Here is a 21973-nt window from a genome sequence, read left to right as displayed (position 1 = left end):
GTTCTCTGGAGGAAGAGAACGTGAGTCAACCCCGCAATCGGAGCCGGCGCCCCTCCGCCGCGCTCTTCGCCTCGGTCCTCGCGGCCGGGGCCATGACCGTCGGGGGTGGCGCCGCGACCGCGAGCGCGGCCCCCGCCGCCCCCCGACCCTCGCAGCCGACCGCCGCGAAGGCCCTGGGCGCCCACGACGCCAAGCTGCTCGACGTGGCCGAGGCGAAGCACGCGCCGACCGTCACGATGATCATCGCGGCGAAGAAGGGCTCGGCCAAGAAGGTCGTCGACGGGCTGACCGGCCTCGGCGCGACCGTGAGCCAGCGGTACGACCAGGTCGGCTACGTGCTGGCCAAGGTCCCCACCGCCAAGGCGCTCAAGGCCGCCACGCTGCCCGGCGTCGCCGCCGCCGACCTCGACGAGACCATCACGCTCCCCGACCCGACGCCGGAGGCCGCGCCGAACGGCGCCAAGGCCGCCGAGCAGGGTGAGACGCTGGCCGGCCCCGGCGGGGACACCGGCGCGGTCAACCCGTACATGCCGACCAACGAGACCGGCGCGGAGGCGTTCAAGGCCGCCCACCCGGAGTGGGACGGCCGCGGCGTCACCATCGGCATCATGGACTCGGGCGTCGACCTGAACCAGCCGGCCCTCCAGCAGACCACCACCGGCGAGCGCAAGATCGTCGACTGGGTCACCGCGACCGACCCGCTCGAGGACGCGTCCTGGCGCCCGATGACCACCGAGGTCACCGGCCCGACGTTCAGCAACTCGCTGGGCACCTGGACGGCGCCGGCCGGCACCTACAAGTTCAACGTGTTCCGCGAGAACATCACCGCCGGCAGCGACGCGCGGGGCGACGTCAACCGGGACGGGGACACCACCGACGCCTGGGGCATCCTCTACAACCCGGCCAACGGTGACATCCGCGTCGACGTGAACCAGAACAACGACTTCACCGACGACGCGGTGATGCGCCCGTACAAGGAGAAGTTCCAGGTCGGCCAGTTCGGCACCGACAACCCGGCCACCGACGTGCGGGAGCAGATCCCGTTCGTGGTCGAGTACCGGCGCAACGTCGACACCACCCCGGTCGGGGGCCCCGGCCTGGTCGACTACGTCAACATCGGCATCGTCGAGAGCACCCACGGCACGCACGTCGCCGGCATCACCGCCGCCAACGACATGCTGGGCAACAGCGCCTTCGACGGCGCGGCCCCGGGCGCCAAGCTGGTCTCCGCCCGGGCCTGTTCGTGGGGCGGCGGCTGCACCGCCGCGGCGCTCACCACCGGCATGGTCGACCTGGTGGTCAACCGCAGGGTCGACGTGGTGAACATGTCGATCGGCGGCCTGCCGGCGCTGAACGACGGCTCGAACGCCCGCGCCGTGCTCTACAACGACCTGATCAACACCTACGGTGTGCAGCTGTTCATCTCGGCCGGCAACTCCGGGCCGGGCCTGAACACGGTCGGCGACCCGTCGGTCGCCACCGACGTGGTCAGCGTCGCGGCGAACGTCAGCAAGGACACCTGGCTGGCGAACTACGGCTCGGTGGTCCGCAAGGACAACTGGCTGTTCAACTTCTCCTCCCGCGGCCCGCGTGAGGACGGCGGCTTCAAGCCGAACATCACCGCTCCCGGTTCGGCCATCTCCACCGCGCCGACCTGGCAGGCGGGCAACCCGGTGCCGGAGGCGGGCTACCCGCTGCCCCCGGGCTACCAGATGCTGAACGGCACCTCGATGGCCGCTCCGCAGACCGCCGGCGCCGCCGCGCTGCTGCTGTCGGCCGCGAAGGCGACCGGCACCGGCGTCACCCCGGCCGCGCTGCGCCGGGCCGTCTACACCTCGGCCAAGCCGATCGCGGGCGTCCCGACGTACGCGCAGGGCTACGGCATGGTCGACGTGCCGGGCGCGTGGAACCTGCTCGCCCAGGGCGTGCCGACCCGCACCTACACCTCCGAGGCCACGGTCTGCACCGAGCTGTCGCCGAACCTGACCCGCTACGACCGGGCCTCCGGCACGTTCGTGCCGAGCCCGAACGTGGGCACCGGCGTCTACAACCGCTGCGCCGCCGACCGGGGCGGGCAGAAGGCCAAGGAGAGCCGCTACTACGAGGTCAAGCTGACCCGCACCAGCGGCCCGAACAAGGGCGTCAAGCACCTGGTCGACTTCCGCGGCAACGACGGCACCTGGACCGCCCCCAAGGAGGTCTGGCTGCCGCTGAACTCGACCGTCACCGTCAAGGTGAAGGCCAAGCCGATGACCGTCGGCGCGCACGGCGCGATCATGACCGTCGACGACCCGGCCACCTCGGTCGTCGACTTCGAGGTCGCCACCGTCGTGGTCGCCTCGAACGCGGTGACCGGCCCGGCGTACTCGTTCTCGGCCAACGGCTCGGTCGAGCGGAACAGCTTCACGTCGTACTTCGTGACGGTTCCGCAGGGCGCGGGCGCGCTCCAGGTCAACCTGTCCGGCATCGCGACCGGCTCGCAGACCCGGTTCATCGCCATCAACCCGTACGGCGTGCCGGTCGAGAGCACCGCGAGCACCGCCTGCTACACCAACTTCTCCGACGCCGCCGCCTGCAAGCCGCAGGAGCGCGACTACCAGAACCCGATTCCGGGTGTCTGGGAGATCGAGGTGGAGTCGCGGCGTACGTCGCCGGCGCTGGACAACCCGTTCACGCTCCAGGCACGTGTGCAGGGTGTGCAGGTGGAGCCCGCCGTGGTCGAACTGCCGTCGGTGACCGCCGGCACGCCGGCCCCGGTGAGCTGGAACCTGACCAACACGTTCGGCCCGGTCCAGGTGACCGGCGTCGGCGGCCCGCTCTCCAGCGTGCGCGCCGAGCGGCCGACCATCACCGAGGGCGCGACCCAGGAGTACACGGTGGACATCCCGGCCGGGACCACCTCGTTCTCCGCCCGGATCGGCAACACCGCCGACCTCGGCGCCGACCTGGACCTGTACATCTTCCGGGGCACCACCGAGGTGGGCCGGTCGGCCGACGGCGACTCGGAGGAGGCCGTCACGCTGACCAACCCGGTGGCCGCCACCTACCGGGTGGTCATCGAGGGCTACGCGGTCACCGCAGGCGGCACGGCGTACGACTACCGTGACTCGTTCGCGTCCCCGGCGCTGGGTTCGCTCTCCGCGCCGGCCACGCCGCTGTCCCTGGCCAACGGCGCCACCGCCACCCTCACCGGTGCGGTGACCGCGCTCGCCACCCCGGCCGCCGGCCGGGAGCTGTTCGGTGACATGGCCGTCACCACCACCGAGGGCGCGGTCGTCGGCCGCGGTTCGGTGCAGATCCACGCGGTCAACTAGCCGCTGGTACGACGGGAGCCCCGTCCCCCGGTCCGGGGGGCGGGGCTCCTGCGTGCGTCCGGTGGCCCGAACGGGTCGCCGTGTGCCCGGGGTGCGTCAGGCGGGGCGGGCCGACTCGACGACGAACGGGGTGCCCTGCTGGCAGGTGGTCATCATGCCCGGCTCGGGACGGCCGGTGACCTCCACCTTGGCGCCGGCCTTGAGCAGGTCGCGCGGGCCGCCGACCAGCAGGTGGTCGTCGAGCAGCAGGCAGTTCGGCTCGACGCCGGCGCGGATGGTGCCGCTGAGCGTGGTGCCGCCGACGCCGGGCGGCGTGGACGGGCCGCCCTTCCAGGTCGGGTCGGGGCGGCTGGGGCTCGCGCTGGGGGCGGGGTCGGGCTGGCTGGTCACCGGGGCGGCTCCCGTCGGGCTCGGGCTGGGGCTGGCGGGCTCGTCGCCCGGGCCGGCGCAGGCGGTCAGCGCGACACCGGCGAGGAGGGCGACGAGCACCGTCCGAGGAGTCTTCATGTCGATTGGACGCGCGGGGTGCCGGATCCGTTCCCGGTCAGCCGCGCGCCGCGGCGGCCTTCATGTCGCGCTTGAGCTCCTGCGGCAGCGAGAAGGTCAGCCGCTCGTCGGCGGTGGTGATCTCCTCGACGTCGGCGAAGCCGCGCTCGGCCAGGTGCGCGAGCACGTCCTGGACCAGGTCGTCCGGCACGCTCGCGCCGGAGGTCAGCCCCACGGTGCGGGCCCCGGCGAGCCAGGCGTCGTCGATCTCGTGGGCGAAGTCGACCAGGTGCCCGGCGCGGGCGCCGGCGTCGAGCGCGACCTCGACCAGGCGGACCGAGTTCGACGAGTTGCGCGAGCCGACCACGATCACCACGTCGCACTCGGGGGCGATCTCCTTGACCACGTGCTGGCGGTTGGAGGTGGCGTAGCAGATGTCGTCGCTGGGCGGCGACTGGAGCAGCGGTAGGCGCTGCTTGAGCCGGGCCACGGTCTCCAGCGTCTCGTCGACCGAGAGCGTGGTCTGGGAGAGCCAGACCACCTTCTCCGGGTCGCGCACGGTGACCTGGTCGACGCTGTCCGGCCCGTCGACGAGCTGGATGTGGGCGGGGGCCTCACCGGCGGTGCCGATGACCTCCTCGTGCCCCTCGTGACCGATGAGCAGGATGTCGTAGTCCTGCTGGGCGAACCGCCGGGCCTCGTGGTGCACCTTGGTGACCAGCGGGCAGGTGGCGTCGATCGCCCTCAGCGAGCGCTCCTTGGCCTGCTCGTAGACCTCGGGGGCGACACCGTGGGCGGAGAAGATGACGGTGGCGCCCTCCGGCACCTCCTCGTTCTCCTCCACGAAGATCGCGCCCTGGGCCTCCAGCGTGCGCACCACGTGCTTGTTGTGCACGATCTGCTTGCGGACGTAGATCGGCGCGCCGTAGAGCTTCAACGCCTCCTCGACGGTCTGCACCGCCCGGTCCACGCCCGCGCAGTAGCCGCGGGGCTTGGCCAGGAGCACGCGCTTGCCGGTCCGGGGAGTCGTCTCAGCGTCAGTCACCCGACCATGGTACGTGCGCCCGCCGCGCCCTCGCCCGGCCTGTCGGCCCCGGGCCGTAGGGTGGGCGGGGTGAGCGCGGGTGAGGTGGGTCGGGGCACGCCCCCGGAGCGGAGCACGCCCCCGGAGCGGAGCACCTCCGAGGAGCCGTGGCCGGTCCGGGTGGTCAGCCAGAAGGTCGGCGCCTGGATCGCCCGGCTCGGCTGGGTCTGGGTCGACGGCCAGGTCGCGCAGGTCAGCCGCCGGCCCGGCGCCGCCACCGTGTTCCTCACCCTGCGTGACCCGTCGGCCGATCTCAGCCTAACCGTCACCACCAACCGCGACGTGCTCGACGCGGGCGCGCCGGAGCTGCGCGAGGGCGCCCGGGTGGTGCTGCACGCCAAGCCCGAGTTCTACGCCGCGCGGGGCACGCTGAGCCTGCGCGCCGACGAGATCCGCCAGGTCGGCCTCGGCGAGCTGCTGGCCCGGCTGGAGAAGCTCAAGAAGCTGCTGGCGGCCGAGGGGCTGTTCGACAGGTCCCGCAAGCGGCGGCTCCCGTTCCTGCCGGGCCGGGTCGGCCTGATCACCGGGCGGGCCTCGGCGGCCGAGCGCGACGTGCTGACCAACGCCCGCCGCCGCTGGCCGGCGGTCGACTTCCGCACCGTCAACGTGGCGGTGCAGGGGTCCGCCGCGGTGCCCGACATCATCGGCGCGCTCAAGGTGCTCGACGCCGACCCGACGGTCGACGTGATCGTCATCGCCCGGGGCGGCGGCGGCATCGAGGACCTGCTGCCCTTCTCCGACGAGGCGCTGTGCCGGGCGGTCTTCGCCTGCCGCACGCCGGTGGTCAGCGCGATCGGCCACGAGACCGACGCGCCGCTGCTCGACTACGTCGCCGACGTCCGGGCCTCCACGCCCACCGACGCGGCGAAGCGGATCGTGCCCGACCTGACCGAGGAGGTCCGCCTCATCGGGCAGGCCCGGTCCCGGCTGGAGCGGGCCGTACGCCATCTCGTCGACCGTGAGCAGCACCGGATCGACCTGCTCCGCTCCCGCCCGGTGCTGGCCCGACCGCAGGTGATGGTCGACCAGCGCGCCGTCGAGGTCACCGCGATGCGGGACCGCGCCGGCCGGTGCCTGACGCACCGGCTGGGCGCCGCCGACGACGATCTGCGGCACACGCTGGCCCGGCTGCGCGCGCTCTCCCCGGCGGCGACGCTCGACCGTGGCTACGCCATCGTCCAGCGCGGCGACGGCCACGTGGTCCGCGCGGCGTCCGAGGTGGCCAAGGGCGATCCACTGCGGGTACGCCTCGCCGAGGGCGAGCTGACCGCCACCGTCGACGGCTGATGAGATGGGACCGATGACTGAGAAGACCAAGGACGAGCAGCTCAGCTACGAGCAGGCGCGCGCCGAGCTGGCCTCGGTGGTGGAACGGCTGGAGGCGGGCGGCACCTCGCTGGAGGAGTCGCTGGCCCTGTGGGAGCGCGGCGAGCAGCTCGCCGGTGTCTGCCAGCACTGGCTGGACGGCGCGCGGGCCCGCATCGACGCCGCCCGGCAGCGCGCCGGGGAGTGAGCCCCGGAGGCGGTACGCCGCAGCGGCGTCGGGATGCCACTGCGGCGTACCGGCGACGAGCCGGACGACCTCCGGTCAGTTGAACAGGTTGTACAGCTCCGGCGGCGCCTCGACGACCTGGTCGGCCGGGGGCTTCTGGGCCGCCGCGGCGGCGCCGTAGTCGCTGTAGGTGATCTTGACGTCCTGCGCGGCGCTCTGGCCGGCGGCCGGGATCTTGAGCACCAGCTCACTGAGCCGGCCCTGCGGGTCGACCTTGGCGGTGAACGGCACCGACTGGGCCTGCGCCCCGAGCGCGGTGATCACGGCCGGGTCGAGCGAGCCCGCCTCGGCGGCCTTCGACACGTCGACGGTGCCCTCGTACGCGCCGTCGCCGCTCTGCCGTACGTCGGTGATGCCCTGGGTGAGCACGGCGCTGCCGGCCGGGTCGATCTTCTCGAAGTCGAAGCCCAGCGCCCGGTTGCCCTTGATCCGGCTCTGGTCGAGGTGCTGGTACTTGCCGGTGTTGAGGTTCTTCACGCCGGGGATCTGGGTGGCGGCGGTGCCACCCAGCTCCAGCTTGACCCAGCTGTCCGGCTTGGCGTGGATGAGGTCCAGCTTCATCATCAGGTCCGACGACGGGTCACCGATCGTCATCCGCATCTCGGCGCTCTGGCTGGGCTGGTGCACCTGCCCCTCGGCGGTGGAGCCGGCACCGGTCATGGCGAACCGGAAGTTGCCCTCCCGGATCGCGTTGGTGGAGTCGAGCAGCGCCTGCTTGGCCGCGCTGCCGGACGCCGTGGCGCTGGGGGCGACGCTGCCGGAGGCGCCGGCGCTCGGGGTCGCGGAGGCGTCGGACGTGCCGTTGCCGTTGCAGGCCGCCAGGCCGGGAATGAGCAGCGCCGCGGCGAACGCGGTGGCGCTGAAGCGTCGTATCTTCACGTCAACCTCTCCAGGTGGGTCGTCCGGGATCGTGTCCCTTCTGTTCCCTGAAGCGGCGTTCGGCAATCCCGGTCACCCGACCGGGGGACGTCAGCGCAGCGAGGCGGCCAGTCGGCGCAGCTCCGTCTCCCCCGCGTCACCGACCACGATCACCGTGCGGTTCGGTTCCAGCAGGACGAGCGCCTGCTCGTTGCCGCGGGCGGTGTACCGCTGCCAGCTCAGCCCGTCCGGCAGGTCGGCCGGGCCCTGCGGCTGGCCGTCGCTCAGCTCGGCCGGCAGCAGCTTCTCCGCCGGGATGTTGCTCTCCACGAGCTGCGCGCCCCGGCCCTCCGGGGTCAGGTACCCGATGCGCAGCGTCGCGCCGTCCGTCTCGGTCCGGAAGCGGGCGTTCACCGTACGCCAGTCGTCGCCCAGCCCGGTCGGCGTGGCGACCGGGAAGGCGTTGGCCGCGCGGGCCTGCTCCAGCGCGGGCGCCGGATCGACGGTGACCGGCGAGTCGCCGCCGAGAAAGCCCCGGTAGAACGCGATCAGCAGCGCGATCGGCACCAGCAGGATCAGCAGCGACAGCACCATGTCCTTCGGGGACCGCTCGGAGCGGGCCTTCTCCTTCCCCGGGGGCGGGGCGGGACGCTCACCGGCGTCGGCGAGCGGCGCGGACGCCGACGGCTCGACGAGCGCGGGCGTCCCGTCCGGCGGGGTGGCGCCGGGCCGCACCGGCGGCTGGCCGTCGGGCGGCGTGGCGTCGGACGGTACGCGGTCGGCAGGCTGTGCGGGTTCCACCCGGCCATTGTCGCAGCCCGACGGGGAAGGTGATCCTGGCCTCCTCCGCCCCGCCGGGGCGGCGAACCTGAGATCGTGTGAGGATCAGCGACAAAACCGGCGGCACCCCCGCCGGTCCACCCCGCAACGTCGCGAGGAGGAGGCCGCCATGACAACCACCGGTACGCGGACGCCCCAGGATCTCGACCGCAATCTCGCCCTCGATCTGGTCCGGGTCACCGAGGCCGCGGCCATGGCCGCCGGCCGTTGGGTCGGCCGGGGCGACAAGGAGGGCGGTGACGGCGCCGCCGTCGACGCCATGCGCAAGCTGATCAACTCGATCCCGATGCGGGGCGTCGTGGTGATCGGCGAGGGCGAGAAGGACAACGCCCCGATGCTCTTCAACGGCGAGGAGGTCGGCGACGGGACCGGTCCCGAGGTCGACGTGGCGGTCGACCCGATCGACGGCACCACACTGATGAGCAAGGGCATGCCGAACGCGCTCGCCGTGCTGGCGGTGGCCGAGCGCGGCGCGATGTTCGACCCGAGCGCGGTCTTCTACATGGAGAAGCTGGCGGTCGGCCCGATGTACGCCGACGTGGTCGACATCAACGCCGGGGTCGCCGAGAACATCCGCCGGATCGCGAAGGTCAAGGGCACCGACACCAGTGAGGTGACGGTCTGCGTGCTGGACCGGTCGCGCCACGACGACCTGGTGAAGCAGATCCGGCGCTCCGGCGCCGGCATCCGGCTCATCTCCGACGGCGACATCGCCGGCGCCATCGCGGCGGCGCGCGGCGAGTCGGACGTCGACGTGCTGATGGGCATCGGCGGCACTCCCGAGGGCATCACCGCGGCCTGCGCGCTGAAGTGCATGGGCGGCATGATGCAGGCCAAGCTCTGGCCGAAGGACGACCAGGAGCGGGAGAAGGCGCTGGCCGCCGGGCACGACCTGGACCGGGTGCTGTTCACCGACGATCTGGTCACCGGCGACAACTGCTTCTTCGTGGCCACCGGTGTCACCTCCGGCGACCTGCTGCGCGGCGTGCGCTACCGGGCCGGTGGGGCGTACACCCAGTCGATCGTGATGCGCTCCAAGAGCGGCACGATCCGGGTCATCGACTCGTACCACCGGCTGGAGAAGCTGGCGCTCTACTCGGCTGTCGACTTCGACGGGCGCCCGTTGGCCGAGCAGGAGTGACCACGACCGGGACGCCGACGCCGACGCTGTCGACCGGCCGGCGGATCGCCGGGGTGGGGCTGGCCACCGGCTCCGGCGTCCTGGTGGCGCTCCAGTCCCGGATCAACGGCGAGTTGGGCGTACGGCTGGCCGACGGGATCGCCGCCGCGGTGGTCTCGTTCGGCCTGGGCCTGGTGATCCTGTTGGTGCTGGTCCCCGCCACCGGAGGGGGCCGGCGCGGGCTGGCCGCGCTGCGCGGCGCGCTGCGCAGCGGCACGCTGCGGCCGTGGCAGTGCCTGGGCGGCGTGTGCGGCGCGTTCCTGGTGGCGACGCAGGGGCTGACCATCGGCGCGCTCGGCGTGGCCGTCTTCACCGTCGCGGTGGTGGCCGGGCAGTCCGGCAGCAGCCTGCTGGTGGACCGCGCCGGCATCGGCCCGACCGGCCGGCAGGCGGTCACCCCGAACCGGCTGATCGGCGCGGTGCTCACCGTGCTGGCCGTGCTGCTGGCGGTGGGCGACCGGCTGGGTGACCCGGGCGCGCTGGCGCTGGCCCTGCTGCCGCTGGCGGCCGGCGTGGGCATCGCCTGGCAACAGGCGGTGAACGGCCGGGTCCGCGCGGCGGCGGACAGCGCGCTGACCGCCACGCTCGTCAACTTCGCGGTCGGCACGGTGGCGCTGCTCGCCACGTTCGCGGTGGAGGTGGCGGTGCGGGGTCGGCCGACCGGCGGCTTCCCGAGCGAGCCGTGGCTCTATGTCGGCGGCCCGATCGGCATCGTGTTCATCGCGCTGGCCGCCGCGCTGGTCCGGTTCACCGGGGTGCTGCTGCTCGGCCTGGCCACCATCGCCGGGCAGATCGTCGGCGCGGTGCTGCTGGACGTGCTCCTGCCCACCGCCGCCTCACACCCCGGCCTCAACACCCTCCTGGGCGCCGCCCTGACCCTCGCCGCCGTCCTCATCGCCGCCGGGGGTAAGGCGGGGCCCCCGGTTAACGCCTCCGGTAGAGGCGGGGCCCCCGCTTAACCAGCGCGTCAGCAGGGGGCCCGGCTAACGCGGAGCCGGGGTGTGCAGGCCGGCGGCCATCTCGTCGACGATCCGGTCCAGCGGGGTCGGCTCGACGCCGAGCGTGGCGGTGGCCGCGGACGAGTCCAGCACGAACGCACCGGCGAACTGGTGTGCCGTCTCGCGCAGTTCCCGGGCGAACGGGTTGACCACGCCGGCCGCCCAGAGCACCGGGTACGGCATCCGGGTCAGCCGCGGCGCGGGCGCGCCGGCCCGGGCCGCCGTCCGCCGGGCCAGCTCCCGCATGGAGGCCGCCGGCGGGCTGGGCACGTGCCAGGCCCGGCCCCAGGCCCGCGCGTCGGTCGCGGCGGCGACCAGGGTACGGGCGACGTCCGGGACGTACGTCCAGGTGTGCGGCGCGTCCCAGTCGACAGGCAGGAACACCCGCTGCCCGGCGAGCACCCGGGGCAGCACCATCATGGCCAGCGAGGTGCCGCCGAGGCCGATGTAGTCGGAGCCGCGTACCTCGGTGACCCGGGCGTGACCGGCGCGGTGCGCGGCCAGGGCGTCGGCCCACATCCGGTTGCGGACCCGGCCCTTGGTGCCGGTGGCGGCGAGCGGGGTCGCCTCGGTCATCGGCGCGTCGACCGGGCCGTACCCGTAGAGGTTGCCGACGGTCGCGAGCACGGCGCCGCTGCGCCCGGCGGCGGTGAGCAGCGCGGCGGCCAGCGGCGGCCAGTCCGTGGCCCACCTGTGGTACGCCGGGTTGGCACAGTTGTACAGCGCGATCGCGCCCTCGGTCAGCGCGGTGAGCCGGTCGGCGTCACCGGCGTCCGCGGCGATCCGCTCGACCGCCGGATGTTCCGGGCCGGTGCCGCGCCGGGTCACCACGCGCACCCGCTCGCCGCGCTCGGCAAGCAGTCGGGCGGTGGCGGTGCCGACGGGTCCGGCGCCGACGATCACGTGCAGGGCCATGACAGGTCCACCTTCTCTGAAGCAGTAGTCCGAATGGAGAGCACTGCTCTCGGAAAAGAGCATGACTCACAGAGCGACCATCAGTCAAGAGCAGTGCTCTCTGTTTTGATTGCCGCTCTCGCTCGTGGCACAGTGAGCGCATGGTCGCTCCCTCGCTCCGCGCCCGGGTCCGCGCCGGGATGATCGAAGAGATCAAGGCGGTCGCCCGCCGTCACCTGGCCACCGACGGCGCGGACCTCTCGCTGCGCGCCGTCGCCCGGGACCTCGGCATGGCCTCCTCCGCGATCTACCGCTACTTCCCCAGCCGCGACGACCTGCTCACCGCGCTGATCCTGGAGGCGTACGACGCGCTCGGCGACGCGGTGGAGTCGGCCGACGCCGCCGCCGACCACGACGACCTCCGCGGTCGCTGGTTCGCCGCCAGCCGCGCGGCGCGCGCCTGGGCGCTCACCCACCCCGCCGAGTACGCGCTGCTCTACGGCAGCCCGGTGCCCGGCTACGCGGCCCCGGACGACACGGTCGCGCCCGCCCAACGGCCCCCGATGACGCTGCTCGGCATCCTGCGCGACGGGATGGCCGCCGGCCGGCTCGCGCCGCCGGACGAGGAGCTGCCCGAGCCGCTGCGCGGCGACCTGGCCGAACTGACCGCGCTGACCGGGGTGCCGTTGCCACCCGCGCTGATGGTCCGGGCGATGGCCGGCTGGACCCAGCTCTTCGGGCTGATCAGCTTCGAGCTGTTCGGCCGGATCAACCGGGCGCTGCCGCACCGGGACGAGTACTTCGACCACCAGATCGCCCTGATGGCCGACCTGGTCGGCCTGCCCTGACGGCCCCCCGCAGTTGTTAAGAAGGGGCCCCGCCTCTACCGCAGGCGTTAAGAAGGGGCCCCTCCTTACGTGCCGTCGGAGGAGTGGCCGGGGAAGAGGTGCGCGGTCGGGTCGATGGCGACCGCCGCGTTGTTGACCGCGGTCGCCGCCTCGCCGAAGCCGGTGGCGATGAGCCGGACCTTGCCCGGGTACTCGGTGATGTCCCCGGCCGCGAACACCCGGGGCAGGTTGGTGGCCATGGCGCTGTCGACCACGATGTGCCGCCGGTCCAGGGCCAGCCCCCACTCGGTCAGCGGTCCCAGGTCGGCGGTGAAGCCGAGCGCGGCGACCACGGTGTCCACCGGGAGCGTCTCCACCGCGCCGCCGCGTACGGTCAGCTCGGCGCCGGTGACGTGCTCCTCGCCGTACAGCCGGCTCACCTCGGCGTTGACCACCACCCGCACCGGCAGCGCCCGGACCCGCTCGACGGTGGCGGCGTGCGCGCGGAAGCGGTCCCGCCGGTGCGCCAGCGTCACCGACCGGGCCAGCGGCGCGAGCGTGACCGCCCAGTCGAACGCCGAGTCGCCGCCGCCCACGATGAGCACGTGCCGGTCGGTCAGCTCGACCGGCTGCGGCACGAAGTAGACGATCCCGGCGCCGGTGAAGCTCTCCGCGACCGGCAGCGGCCGGGGCGTGAAGCTGCCCAGCCCTCCGGTCACCACCACCGCGCCGCAGCGGAGCTGCGCACCGCCGGCCAGCCCGAGCACCGGCCGGCCGTCGAGGTAGGACAGCTTCTCCGCGCGTACGCCGAGCAGGTAGTCGGGGTGGTACGGCGCGGCCTGGGCGAGCAGGTTCGCGATCAGCTCCCGGCCCTTGACGGCGGGGAAGCCGGCGACGTCGAGGATCAGCTTCTCCGGGTACATCGCGGTGACCTGACCACCCGGCTCGGGCAGCGCGTCGATCACGGCGACGGAGAGCCCCCGGAACCCGGCGTAGTAGGCGGCGAAGAGCCCGGCCGGGCCGGCCCCGATCACGGCGAGATCGACTTCGCGCATGGCGTACCGTCACTTTCGGCCAGGGATCAACCCGTGCTGCCGACGGTAGGCGGGCCGGTGACCTGGGGCAAGGATGTCCCGCCGGTCGATCGATCGCGTCGTCAGGGCAGCCTGAGCGGCGGCGACCCGAGCGGGTCCGGCGTGCCGGTGTCCGCGCGACGGCGGAACAGGATCGCGGCGACCACGCCGCCGAGCAGCCCGAACAGGTGACCCTGCCAGGAGATCCGCTCGTCGGTGGGGAGGATGCCCAGCAACTGCCAGCCGTAGAGCAGGCCGACCAGCAGCACCACCGCGAAGTTCCACCAGCTCCGCTCCACCACGCCCCGGGTGAGCAGGATGCCGAGGTAGCCGAAGATCACCCCGCTCGCGCCGACCACCACCGAGCTGGGCGAGCCGGTGAACCACACGCCCAGCCCGCTGACCAGGATGATCACCGCGGTGGACCAGAGGAACCGGCGGGTGCCGGCGGCCAGCACGAACGTGCCGAGCAGGATCAGCGGGATGCTGTTGCTGTAGAGGTGGTTCCAGCCGGCGTGCAGGAACGGCGAGAAGAAGACGCCGTCCAGGCCCTGGACGCGGTGCGGGATGATGCCGGCGGTGACGTCGAGGTTGAGCCGCAGCCCGACGTCGAGCGCCTCGATGAGGAACAGCACCGGCACCACCGCGCACATGGCGACGAACGCCCGGCCGAGCGACGCGTAGAACGCGTCGGTGCCGAACCGGTGGGGGTCTCCGCCGCGTGGGCTGTCCTGCCAGGTCACCTGTCAACAGCTATCAGCAAATGCGGCGGACCGCCACTCGGGCGGACAGACGACGGCGGCGGGACACCCGGATCACCGGGCCTCCCGCCGCCGTTCGACCCGATCAGTACCAGCCCTCGCTCTGCGACTGCTGCCAGGCGCCGCACGGGGTGTCGTACCGGCCCTTGATGTAGCCGAGGCCCCAGGTGATCTGGGTGGCCGGGTTGGTCCGCCAGTCGTCGGCGACCGAGCCCATCTTGCTGCCGGGCACCGCCTGCGGGATCCCGTACGCGCCGGAGCTGCTGTTGGACGCCTTCGGGTTCCAGCCGCTCTCCTTCGTCCAGAGCTTGTCCAGACAGGGGAACTGGTCGATGCCGAAGCCCTTGTCCAGCATGACCGCGCAGCCGACCTTGCGGTTGCCGCTGTACTCCGCGCAGGACGCGGGAATCGGCCCGTCGTACGGCTTGGCCTTCGCCTCGGACTCCGCCTCCGCCTTCGCCTTGGCCTCCGCCTCGGCGCGCTCCTTCTTGCGGTTCGCGGCGGCACGCTCGGCGGCCTTGGCCCGCTCTGCGGCCTCCTTCGCCGCCGCCTTGGCCCGCAGCTTGGCCTGGTACTCGGCGGCGCGCTGCTTGGACGACTGCAGGCGATGGTCGGCCTGCCGTTCGCGCTGGTAGATGTATTCGGTCCGGTCGACCTCGCGGCCGACCTGCGCGGTCAGGCCCTGCTGCTGGGTCTGACGATCTTCGCCCAGGTAGAAACCACCGGCGACGCCCACGGAGAGCAGCGCGACAGCGGCCGTACGGGCGCCGAACCGGCTCCAGAGCCGACTCACGAAGTTTCCCTTCGTCGGAGGCAGGGACACGGCACCACGCGTGGCCGCACGGCCGCGCCCGGGTGCCGCGAGCGCCCCGACCCACCGGTCTCCGCCGGCGCACCGACCCCCGTGGCTCCCGCCGTCGTGGCGGGGAATGCTCGACGAGGTGCCGGACGCGAATGGGACTCCAGGCACTGGAGTTGTCGGTGACGCTCGATGGACACCATCGCGCACGGTGCGGCGGGTGGGAAACCGCGGGAGGCAAAAGTGATCTGCGCCACACTTTGAATAGGGATAAAGTGGGGCATAAAGACCAGTCAGCTCGGGATGTCCTCCAGCAGGTCGGTGACCATCGCGGCGATCGGCGAACGCTCCGACCGGCTGAGGGTGACGTGCGCGAAAAGGGGATGGCCCTTCAGCGCCTCGATCACCGCGGTCACGCCGTCGTGCCGCCCCACCCGCAGGTTGTCGCGCTGCGCCACGTCGTGCGTCAGCACCACCCGCGAACCCTGACCGATCCGGGACAGCACGGTGAGCAGGACCCCCCGCTCCAACGACTGCGCCTCGTCGACGATGACGAACGCGTCGTGCAGGCTCCGGCCCCGGATGTGGGTCAGCGGCAGCACCTCCAGCAGGCCGCGCGAGGTGACCTCCTCCAGCACGTTCTCGTGCACCACCGCGCCCAGCGTGTCGAAGACGGCCTGCGCCCAGGGCGACATCTTCTCCGACTCCGAGCCGGGCAGGTAGCCCAGCTCCTGGCCGCCGACCGCGTACAACGGGCGGAAGACGATCACCTTCTTGTGCCGGCGGCGCTCCATCACCGCCTCCAGGCCGGCGCAGAGCGCCAGCGCCGACTTGCCGGTGCCGGCCCGGCCGCCCATCGACACGATGCCGATCGACTCGTCCAGCAGCAGGTCGAGCGCGATCCGCTGCTCCGCCGAGCGCCCGTGCAGGCCGAACGCCTCCCGGTCACCGCGGACCAGCCGAACCGTCTTGTCGGGCAGCACCCGGCCCAGCGCCGAGCCCCGCGACGAGTGCAGCACCAGGCCGGTGTGGCAGGGCAGGCCCGCGGCGGCGTCGACGTCGAGCGCCTCGCCCGCGTACAGCCGGCCGATCTCGTCGTCGGGAAGCTCCAGCTCGGCCATCCCGGTCCAGGTCGGGTCGCTGGCCTGGCCGTGCCGGTACTCGTCCGCGCGCAGGCCGACCGAGGCCGCCTTCACCCGCAGCGGCATGTCCTTGCTGACCAGGGTCACGTCGCGGCCCTCGGCAGCCAGGTTGAGCGCCACCGAGAGGATCCGGGCGTCGTTCGACTCGTTGCGGAAGCCGGGCGGCAGCACGCCGTCGTCGGTGTGGTTCAGCTCCACCCGCAGCGTGCCGCCGGAGTCGTTGGCGGGCACCGGACGGTCCAGCCGGCCGTGCCGCACCCGCAGCTCGTCCAGCATGCGCAGCGACTGGCGGGCGAACCAGCCCAGCTCGGGGTGGTGCCGCTTGCCCTCCAGCTCCGAGATGACCACCAGCGGCAGCACCACCTCGTGCTCGGCGAAGCGGTGGAACGCCGCGGGGTCGGAGAGGAGGACCGAGGTGTCCAGGACGAAGGCCGGGCCGGATGGTCGGGGCTCCTCGGTGCCGGCGGTGGCGGCAGCGGCGCTCCGCCGGCTGCGCGTGGTCCGGCGGGTCGTGGCGGTCGCGGCCGGGGTCGGCTCGGCTCCGGCGGGGGTACGGCGAGTGGTCACAGGCCTGCTCCGCGGATGGGCACCCGGCCACCCGAGTTCCGCCTCTTCCGGTGCCCGGCGGACACGGGGTCGGATGCGGGCCCCGTGCGCGAGGTCGCAGGTCCGGGCTGTCCGGCTGGCCCGGGAAAACCCCGTGCCATGCCTAGACGCTAATCGCCGTGGGCCCGCTCGGCTAGAGCCCTGGGTGGATCACCGGTGAACACGCCGGAACCGGCCGGGATGCATGCCCCCTGCGCGCATCCCGGCCGGGGCCGGAGCCGCCGGCCTCGCGCCGCCACGACGGCGGGCGGGCACGGCGCGTACCGGAAGCGGGCCTCAGCCCGGCCGCCGCACCAGCGCCCCGGCTCGGGGGCCGGCGGCGGCCGCGCCGAACGACGACCCGGTGTACGTGGTGCCGGCGCGGGCGACGGCCCCGCCGAGCTGAGCGGTCGCGGTGACCCGTACGGCCGGCGCCCCGGTCCGTACGCCCGGCGCGTCGGGGCGGGCGGTGACCGCGGCGGGCACGGCGGTGCCGGCGAACGGCGCGCCGGTACGCCCGACCGAGGTCACCACCGTCGGGGCGGGCGTGGCCAGCGCCGAGGCGATGACGGCCTGCGCCTCCCGACGCCGACGGTTCCAGGCGCCCCGGTCACCGTCGAAGTAGCCCTGCCGGTAGCCGAACCGGTAGCCGATCCGATAGCTGAGCTGGCCGTGCAGCCGGCCGGCGGCGTAGCAGGTGGAGCCGAGCACCAGGACGAGGACGACGGCGAGAAAAGGGCTCACCGGGCCACCTCCGCCGCCCGGCTCATCGCTCGTCCGCCCCGGGCAGCGGATCGACCACCAGTAACCGCTCCAGATCGGCGGTGCTGACCTCCTCGACCAGCTCCACGCTGATCCGGCAGCCGTCGAGGATCACCTCGGCCACCGAGGCCCGGCGGATCTCGCCGCCGGAGTCGTAGACCCGCACGCTCAACTCGGGGCAGCCGAGGTGGGTCCGCCAGGCGTCCCACTCCTCCCGGTCGCCGACGTTGAGCGAGAGGTAGCGGCAGCCCCGGGCGAGGTAGAGGCGCCAAGGCGCGCTCAGCCCGGCAGAGACGCCGTCCGCGATCAGTCCGAAGGCCTGGGCGCGGGTCGCGAGTTCGGTCACGACACCCCCTCCGCACCGGCGGAGTGACGCATGTGAGCACTTGTCGTCTCAAGCACGTGACACAACGTAAGTTGTCTCATGGGCGTGACAGTATCAGCTTTTCGTCCGCTTGCCGCCGTACTGGTGTCTATCTATCCTGCCCGGGTGACACCCCTCGACAGCGGTTCTGGAGCGTTGATCGGCAGCCACCCACCGGCGTCACGTAGGCGTGACACCAGCGCGCCGAGCAACTCCGGCGCGAGCGACTGGTCGTACCGTCACGGGGTGAGCGAGACGGCCAATGCACGGAAGATCTCCTTTGCCACCTTCGTCCGCCGCGCGTTGGACGACGCCCGCGCCATGCGCGCGTGGAGTGGCACCGAGGTCTCCCGGCGCACCGGCGTCTCCCGCCAGACCATCAACCGCTGGGTGCGCGGCGACTGGGCGAGCGACCCCGAGGCCGAGCGGGTGGTCGCGTTCTGCGAGGGGCTCGGGCTCGATCCGGCCACCGCGTTCACCGCGCTCGGCTGGGATCGGACGACCGGCCCCCGCGCCGCCCCCACGCCGCCCCCGATGGACCCGGACGTCGAGGCGCTGCTGCGCCGACTGGTCGACCCGAACGTCTCCGACGCGGAGAAGTTCCACATCCGGGAAACCATTCGTTACCTCGCATACCGCCCCACACTGCCAGCGAATGTCCGAAATAGGGGCAAACAGGCCGGCTAGTTCTCAGATGGCGAAAGAACGGAAAGGCAGTACCGATCGTTTCGCCTCGGGGCCGGATCGGACCGGCTAGCGTCCACGTTTGTACTGCTAAGGGCTCGTCGTCGGCGGGGGGACGGGACACAGCCGAACCCAGCCCTGCGGGACAGAAGGAGGGGTCTGTCCATGACCCTGAAATGGTTGGCAGTCGTGGTCGCGGTGGTGTCGGTGACATCGTGCGTGACCGGCAACGTGGTGGTCGGCGTGCTGGACGGCGGGCAGCTTCCCCTGGTCGTCAATCTCCTCGCGCTCACCACCACCGGCACGGCGGTGATCCTCGCCGTGGTGGCCGAGTTGCACGACCGACTCAACGACCGGGTCAGCGCGCTCACCGAGTTCCTGGTGGCGCGACTCAACGAGATCGAGGCGCACACCGGCGACCGGAACACCGGCTTCGTGGAGGGGTACCTGCTCAGCCACGGGCAGGAGGCGGCCGTGGTGCCGTTCGGGCGCCGAGGACGGGGAGCCGCCGAACGCTGAACTCCCGCGTCGTCCCGACGTCACATCTCAGCCACGAATACGCCGCCCGGCGCGGGGTACGCTGTCGCGCGTGCCGCCGTTGAATCTGGGCAACCAGCAGCCGAAGACCCCGTTGGACGCCGAGCACGCCTGGCGGGCCACCGCCGCGCGTGCGGGTGACGTGGTGCTCTTCTTCGACTTCGACGGCACACTGGCGCCGGTCGACGACGATCCCACCGCGGTCCGCCCCGCGCCGAAGGTGCTCGCCGCGCTGGAGGCGCTCGCCCCGCGCGTACGCCGGATCGCGATCGTCTCCGCGCGCCCGGTGGAGTTCCTCCGCGACCATCTCGGCGGCCTCACCGGCGTCGACCTGTACGGGCTCTACGGCCTGGAGCACAGCCACTCGGGCGGCGAGACCGTCACCGAGCCGGCCGCGCTGCCCTGGGTGCCGACCATGGCCGAGCTGGCCGAGCAGGCCCAGGCCGAGCTGCCGCCCGGCGCGCTCGTCGAGTTCAAGCGGCTCTCCGTCGCGCTGCACTGGCGCACCGCGCCGCAGCTCGGTGACCTGGTGCAGGAGTGGGGCCGGGCCCAGGCCGAGCGGCTGGGCCTGCGGTGTCAGGCCGGCCGCATGGTGCTGGAGCTGAAGCCGCCCGTGGACCGGGACAAGGGCATGGTCATCGGCGAGACGGTCCGCGACGCCGGCGGGGCGTGGTATTTCGGCGACGACGTCTCCGACATCAAGGCGTTCGCCGCGCTGCGCGCCCGCGCCGCCACCGATCCCGACTTCCTCGGCGTGTGCGTGGCGGTCGCCAACCCGGAGACCGGTCACGAGGTCGCCGACGCCGCCGACCTGACGCTCGACTCCCCCGCCGCCCTGGGCGACTTCCTCACCGCCGCCCTCCCCCACCTGACCCCCTGACCCCCCTCTCCCTCCCCGCCCTCCCCCGCCCGCTCCGTCGATCTTGCACTTACCGCCCCGACAAAGGTGGGCAAAAGCCCCAGGTGCGGGGCCGAATGTGCAAGATCAGCGAGACGGGGCGGCGGACGCGGGGGCGGTGGGGACGGGCGGGGTCAGGCGCCGTAGCGGCGTTGCCGGGTGGCGTAGGAGCGCAGGGCGCGGAGGAAGTCGACCTTGCGGAAGTCGGGCCAGTTCAGCTCGCAGAAGTAGAACTCCGAGTGCGCGCTCTGCCAGAGCATGAAGCCGGAGAGCCGCTGCTCCCCGCTGGTTCGGATGATCAGATCCGGGTCCGGCAGGCCCTTGGTGTAGAGGTGCTCGGAGATGTGGTCGACGTCGAGCGTGGTGGCCAACTCCTCGATCGTCCCGCCGCGCGACGCGTGCTCCAGCAGCAACGAGCGGACCGCGTCGGCGATCTCGCGCCGGCCGCCGTACCCGACAGCGATGTTGACCTGGGCGCCGCCGTCGCGGTCCCGGGTGCGCTCCTCGGCGGCCTTCAACGCGGCCGCGTGCTGCGCCGGCAGCACGTCGAGCGCGCCCACCATGCGCAGCCGCCAGGGGTTGCCCTGCTCGGCCAGCTCGGTGGTGAGATCCTCGATGATCTGGAGCAGCGGGTCCAGCTCGGCGGCCGGCCGGGAGAGGTTGTCGGTGGAGAGCAGCCAGAGCGTGACGTGCCCGACGCCGGCCGCGTCGCACCAGCGGAGCAGCTCCTTGATCCGCTCGGCACCCATCCGGTGACCGTCGTTCGGATCGACGAAGCCCATCTCCCGGGCCCATCTGCGGTTGCCGTCGCACATCACGCCGACGTGGGCGGGCACCGGCTTACCCGCGAGCTTCGCGGTCAGCCGGCGCTCGTACACGGAGTAGAGGAGTTTCCGCAGAGTCATCACTTGCAGGGTAGCGACCCACGGGAAAGATCAGTGCCGCGGTGGCGCATCGCGGGACGGCGGGTCGCCTCCGGCCCGGCACGCCGACCCCGGCGGGTCACTCCCCGGTCCGGCGCGGGCGCGGCGCGTCACCCCCGGGGCCGGCGTCGGCGCGGCGCGTCATCCCCGGGGCCGTCGTCGGCGCGGCGCGTCACCCCCCGGGCCCGGCATTGCCGCGGCAGGTCATCCCCGGGGCCGGCGTTGGCGCGGCGCGGCGGCGGCGATCGCGCCCAGTGTGCGGGCGTCCAGGCGGCCGTCGCCGAGCCCCAGCTCCACCACCGTCCGGTAGACCCCCTCGTCCCGGCCGGCCGCGCCGACCACCGCGTCCACCACCCACTGCCGCCGGGCCAGCCAGGCCGCCGCCGAGCTGTGCCGCAGATGGGTGCCGAGCCGGGCGCGCAGCGCCGCCGCGTACCGCCGGGCCGCCTCGGCGGGCGCGCCGGCCGCCGCCGCCCCGGCCAGCGCGCCGGAGCGCAGCGCGTAGAAGATGCCCTCGCCGGTGAACGGGTTGATCAACGACAACGCGTCGCCGGCCAGCACCACCCGGCCCCGGCCCGGCGCCGGCCGGTGGGTGGAGAGCGGCAGGTGGTGCGCCCGCAGGTCGGTCACCGTGGCCGGGTCGGTGCCCGGCAGCAGCGCCGCCATCCGGTCCAGCAGGTGCGTGCGGGTCAGCGGCTCGCCGCGCAGCACCTCCCCGTACCCGACGTTCGCCCGACCGTCGCCGATCGGAAACACCCACGCGTACGCGGGCCAGCGCGCCGCCGAGGTCACGATGAGCTGCTCGGGTGGGCCGGGCGGCGCCGGCGCGTAGCCGCGGATGGCGAGCGCGAGGTGCCGGTCCGGGTTCACCGGGTGCCCGAGCGCCCGGCGCAGCACCGAGCCGGCGCCGTCCGCGCCGACCACCGCGCGGGCGGTCAACTCCCCGTCGAGCACCACCCGGTCGACGCCGACCTCCACCCGGCGTACGGTGTGCCGCCGCAGCCCCGCCCCCGCCCCGACCGCCGCCCGGACCAGCCGCGCGTCGAACACCCGCCGGGGCACGGTGTACGCCGCCCGGGGCAGCGCCCGGGCCACCGCGCCACCGCCGGGGCCGACCAGGCGCAGCGCCGGCAGCGGTGGATATCCGTCGACCGCGCCGGTCACGCCCAGCTCGGCGAGCACGTCCAGCGCGTGCGCGGCGATCCCGTCCCCGCATGCCTTGTCCCGCGGGAAGTCGTGCCGGTCGAGCAGCAGCACCCGCGCCGCCCCGGCCCGCCGCGCGGCGAGCGCCGCCGCCGACCCGGCCGGACCCGCCCCCACCACGACGACGTCCCACACCGCATCACCACCCACCCCCCAATCCTCCCCCGCCCACCCTTCCCCCACCCCCCACCGCGCCGCCCCACCTGGTC

Annotated in this window: 22 protein-coding genes; 9 read left to right on the top strand and 13 right to left on the bottom strand. The window is 73.4% G+C overall.

Going from position 1 to position 21973, the window contains the following annotated elements; translation table 11 throughout:
- The first annotated feature begins 20 nt into the window (after positions 1-20).
- On the top strand, positions 21-3314 hold the full coding sequence (locus ACLQ2W_RS07640) for a S8 family serine peptidase (protein ID WP_425785784.1): 3294 nt from the start codon (positions 21-23) through the stop codon (positions 3312-3314).
- Between the two features lie 96 nt (positions 3315-3410).
- Here ACLQ2W_RS07640 and ACLQ2W_RS07635 read toward each other — a convergent pair whose 3' ends face one another.
- Positions 3411-3821 carry a hypothetical protein gene (locus ACLQ2W_RS07635; RefSeq protein ID WP_425785783.1) on the bottom strand — a complete coding sequence of 137 codons (411 nt, stop codon included), beginning with the start codon at positions 3819-3821 and terminating at the stop codon, positions 3411-3413.
- Positions 3822-3858: 37 nt separating this feature from the next.
- Positions 3859-4845 carry a 4-hydroxy-3-methylbut-2-enyl diphosphate reductase gene (locus tag ACLQ2W_RS07630; RefSeq protein WP_405092425.1) on the bottom strand — a complete coding sequence of 329 codons (987 nt, stop codon included), beginning with the start codon at positions 4843-4845 and terminating at the stop codon, positions 3859-3861.
- Positions 4846-4914: 69 nt separating this feature from the next.
- Here ACLQ2W_RS07630 and xseA point away from each other — a divergent pair, with 69 nt between their 5' ends.
- Positions 4915-6171: an exodeoxyribonuclease VII large subunit gene (xseA, locus tag ACLQ2W_RS07625; protein ID WP_425785782.1), complete on the top strand. Its 1257-nt coding sequence runs from the start codon at positions 4915-4917 to the stop codon at positions 6169-6171.
- 13 nt (positions 6172-6184) lie between these two features.
- A complete protein-coding gene (locus tag ACLQ2W_RS07620) occupies positions 6185-6397 on the top strand; it encodes an exodeoxyribonuclease VII small subunit (RefSeq protein ID WP_425785781.1) in 213 nt (70 codons plus the stop codon).
- A 75-nt stretch (positions 6398-6472) separates the two neighbouring features.
- On the opposite strand, the gene ACLQ2W_RS07615 is transcribed toward ACLQ2W_RS07620, so the two are convergent.
- Positions 6473-7315 (bottom strand): hypothetical protein, encoded by an 843-nt coding sequence (locus ACLQ2W_RS07615; RefSeq protein WP_281942792.1) that lies wholly within the window; start codon positions 7313-7315, stop codon positions 6473-6475.
- A gap of 90 nt (positions 7316-7405) precedes the next feature.
- Positions 7406-8095, bottom strand: coding sequence for a DUF4245 family protein (locus ACLQ2W_RS07610; RefSeq protein WP_425785780.1), 690 nt, complete (start codon positions 8093-8095; stop codon positions 7406-7408).
- A gap of 148 nt (positions 8096-8243) precedes the next feature.
- Between ACLQ2W_RS07610 and glpX the strand changes: the two genes are divergently transcribed.
- Together glpX and ACLQ2W_RS07600 are read left to right on the top strand one after the other, a co-directional pair.
- Positions 8244-9275 (top strand): class II fructose-bisphosphatase, encoded by a 1032-nt coding sequence (gene glpX, locus ACLQ2W_RS07605; RefSeq protein ID WP_107162337.1) that lies wholly within the window; start codon positions 8244-8246, stop codon positions 9273-9275.
- Positions 9272-10273 carry a DMT family transporter gene (locus ACLQ2W_RS07600; protein WP_425785779.1) on the top strand — a complete coding sequence of 334 codons (1002 nt, stop codon included), beginning with the start codon at positions 9272-9274 and terminating at the stop codon, positions 10271-10273. The genes glpX and ACLQ2W_RS07600 overlap by 4 nt, the downstream gene beginning before the upstream one ends.
- A gap of 24 nt (positions 10274-10297) precedes the next feature.
- Here ACLQ2W_RS07600 and ACLQ2W_RS07595 read toward each other — a convergent pair whose 3' ends face one another.
- The gene (locus ACLQ2W_RS07595; RefSeq protein ID WP_425785778.1) at positions 10298-11227 is read right to left on the bottom strand and encodes an NAD-dependent epimerase/dehydratase family protein; all 930 of its coding nucleotides are present in this window, start codon (positions 11225-11227) and stop codon (positions 10298-10300) included.
- 140 nt (positions 11228-11367) lie between these two features.
- Here ACLQ2W_RS07595 and ACLQ2W_RS07590 point away from each other — a divergent pair, with 140 nt between their 5' ends.
- A complete protein-coding gene (locus ACLQ2W_RS07590; RefSeq protein WP_425785777.1) occupies positions 11368-12054 on the top strand; it encodes a TetR/AcrR family transcriptional regulator in 687 nt (228 codons plus the stop codon).
- A gap of 65 nt (positions 12055-12119) precedes the next feature.
- Here the strand turns inward: ACLQ2W_RS07590 and ACLQ2W_RS07585 are convergent, their stop codons facing one another.
- The 6 genes from ACLQ2W_RS07585 to ACLQ2W_RS07560 all read right to left on the bottom strand — a co-directional run bounded on the left by ACLQ2W_RS07585 (position 12120) and on the right by ACLQ2W_RS07560 (position 17501).
- Positions 12120-13088 (bottom strand): NAD(P)/FAD-dependent oxidoreductase, encoded by a 969-nt coding sequence (locus ACLQ2W_RS07585; protein ID WP_425785776.1) that lies wholly within the window; start codon positions 13086-13088, stop codon positions 12120-12122.
- A 101-nt stretch (positions 13089-13189) separates the two neighbouring features.
- Positions 13190-13849 carry a rhomboid family intramembrane serine protease gene (locus ACLQ2W_RS07580; protein ID WP_425785775.1) on the bottom strand — a complete coding sequence of 220 codons (660 nt, stop codon included), beginning with the start codon at positions 13847-13849 and terminating at the stop codon, positions 13190-13192.
- Between the two features lie 103 nt (positions 13850-13952).
- Complete coding sequence (locus tag ACLQ2W_RS07575; RefSeq protein ID WP_425785774.1) at positions 13953-14660, bottom strand: transglycosylase SLT domain-containing protein; 708 nt, start codon at positions 14658-14660, stop codon at positions 13953-13955.
- 299 nt (positions 14661-14959) lie between these two features.
- Positions 14960-16375, bottom strand: coding sequence for a PhoH family protein (locus tag ACLQ2W_RS07570; RefSeq protein ID WP_396773058.1), 1416 nt, complete (start codon positions 16373-16375; stop codon positions 14960-14962).
- A 315-nt stretch (positions 16376-16690) separates the two neighbouring features.
- Complete coding sequence (locus ACLQ2W_RS07565) at positions 16691-17137, bottom strand: hypothetical protein (protein WP_425785773.1); 447 nt, start codon at positions 17135-17137, stop codon at positions 16691-16693.
- A 22-nt stretch (positions 17138-17159) separates the two neighbouring features.
- Positions 17160-17501, bottom strand: coding sequence for a hypothetical protein (locus ACLQ2W_RS07560; RefSeq protein WP_107162328.1), 342 nt, complete (start codon positions 17499-17501; stop codon positions 17160-17162).
- Between the two features lie 264 nt (positions 17502-17765).
- Here ACLQ2W_RS07560 and ACLQ2W_RS07555 point away from each other — a divergent pair, with 264 nt between their 5' ends.
- From ACLQ2W_RS07555 to otsB, 3 genes are all read left to right on the top strand, one after another.
- Entirely contained in the window at positions 17766-18206 is a 441-nt protein-coding gene (locus tag ACLQ2W_RS07555; protein WP_107162327.1) for an XRE family transcriptional regulator, read from the top strand.
- Positions 18207-18368: 162 nt separating this feature from the next.
- Positions 18369-18722, top strand: a complete 354-nt coding sequence (locus ACLQ2W_RS07550) for a hypothetical protein (RefSeq protein ID WP_107162326.1) — start codon at positions 18369-18371, stop codon at positions 18720-18722.
- A 70-nt stretch (positions 18723-18792) separates the two neighbouring features.
- Entirely contained in the window at positions 18793-19620 is an 828-nt protein-coding gene (otsB, locus tag ACLQ2W_RS07545; protein ID WP_425785772.1) for a trehalose-phosphatase, read from the top strand.
- A gap of 152 nt (positions 19621-19772) precedes the next feature.
- Here the strand turns inward: otsB and ACLQ2W_RS07540 are convergent, their stop codons facing one another.
- A complete protein-coding gene (locus ACLQ2W_RS07540) occupies positions 19773-20543 on the bottom strand; it encodes an isoprenyl transferase (protein ID WP_281942819.1) in 771 nt (256 codons plus the stop codon).
- A 222-nt stretch (positions 20544-20765) separates the two neighbouring features.
- A complete protein-coding gene (locus ACLQ2W_RS07535; protein ID WP_425785771.1) occupies positions 20766-21914 on the bottom strand; it encodes a geranylgeranyl reductase family protein in 1149 nt (382 codons plus the stop codon).
- Between the last annotated feature and the right edge of the window lie 59 nt (positions 21915-21973).

Origin of the sequence: Micromonospora sp. DT227, from assembly GCF_049841835.1 — a bacterium.
In the GTDB taxonomy this organism is placed as follows: Bacteria; Actinomycetota; Actinomycetes; order Mycobacteriales; family Micromonosporaceae; genus Micromonospora.
Note: the sequence above shows the minus strand (reverse complement) of the source record. Positions and strands in the feature narration are given on the sequence as shown.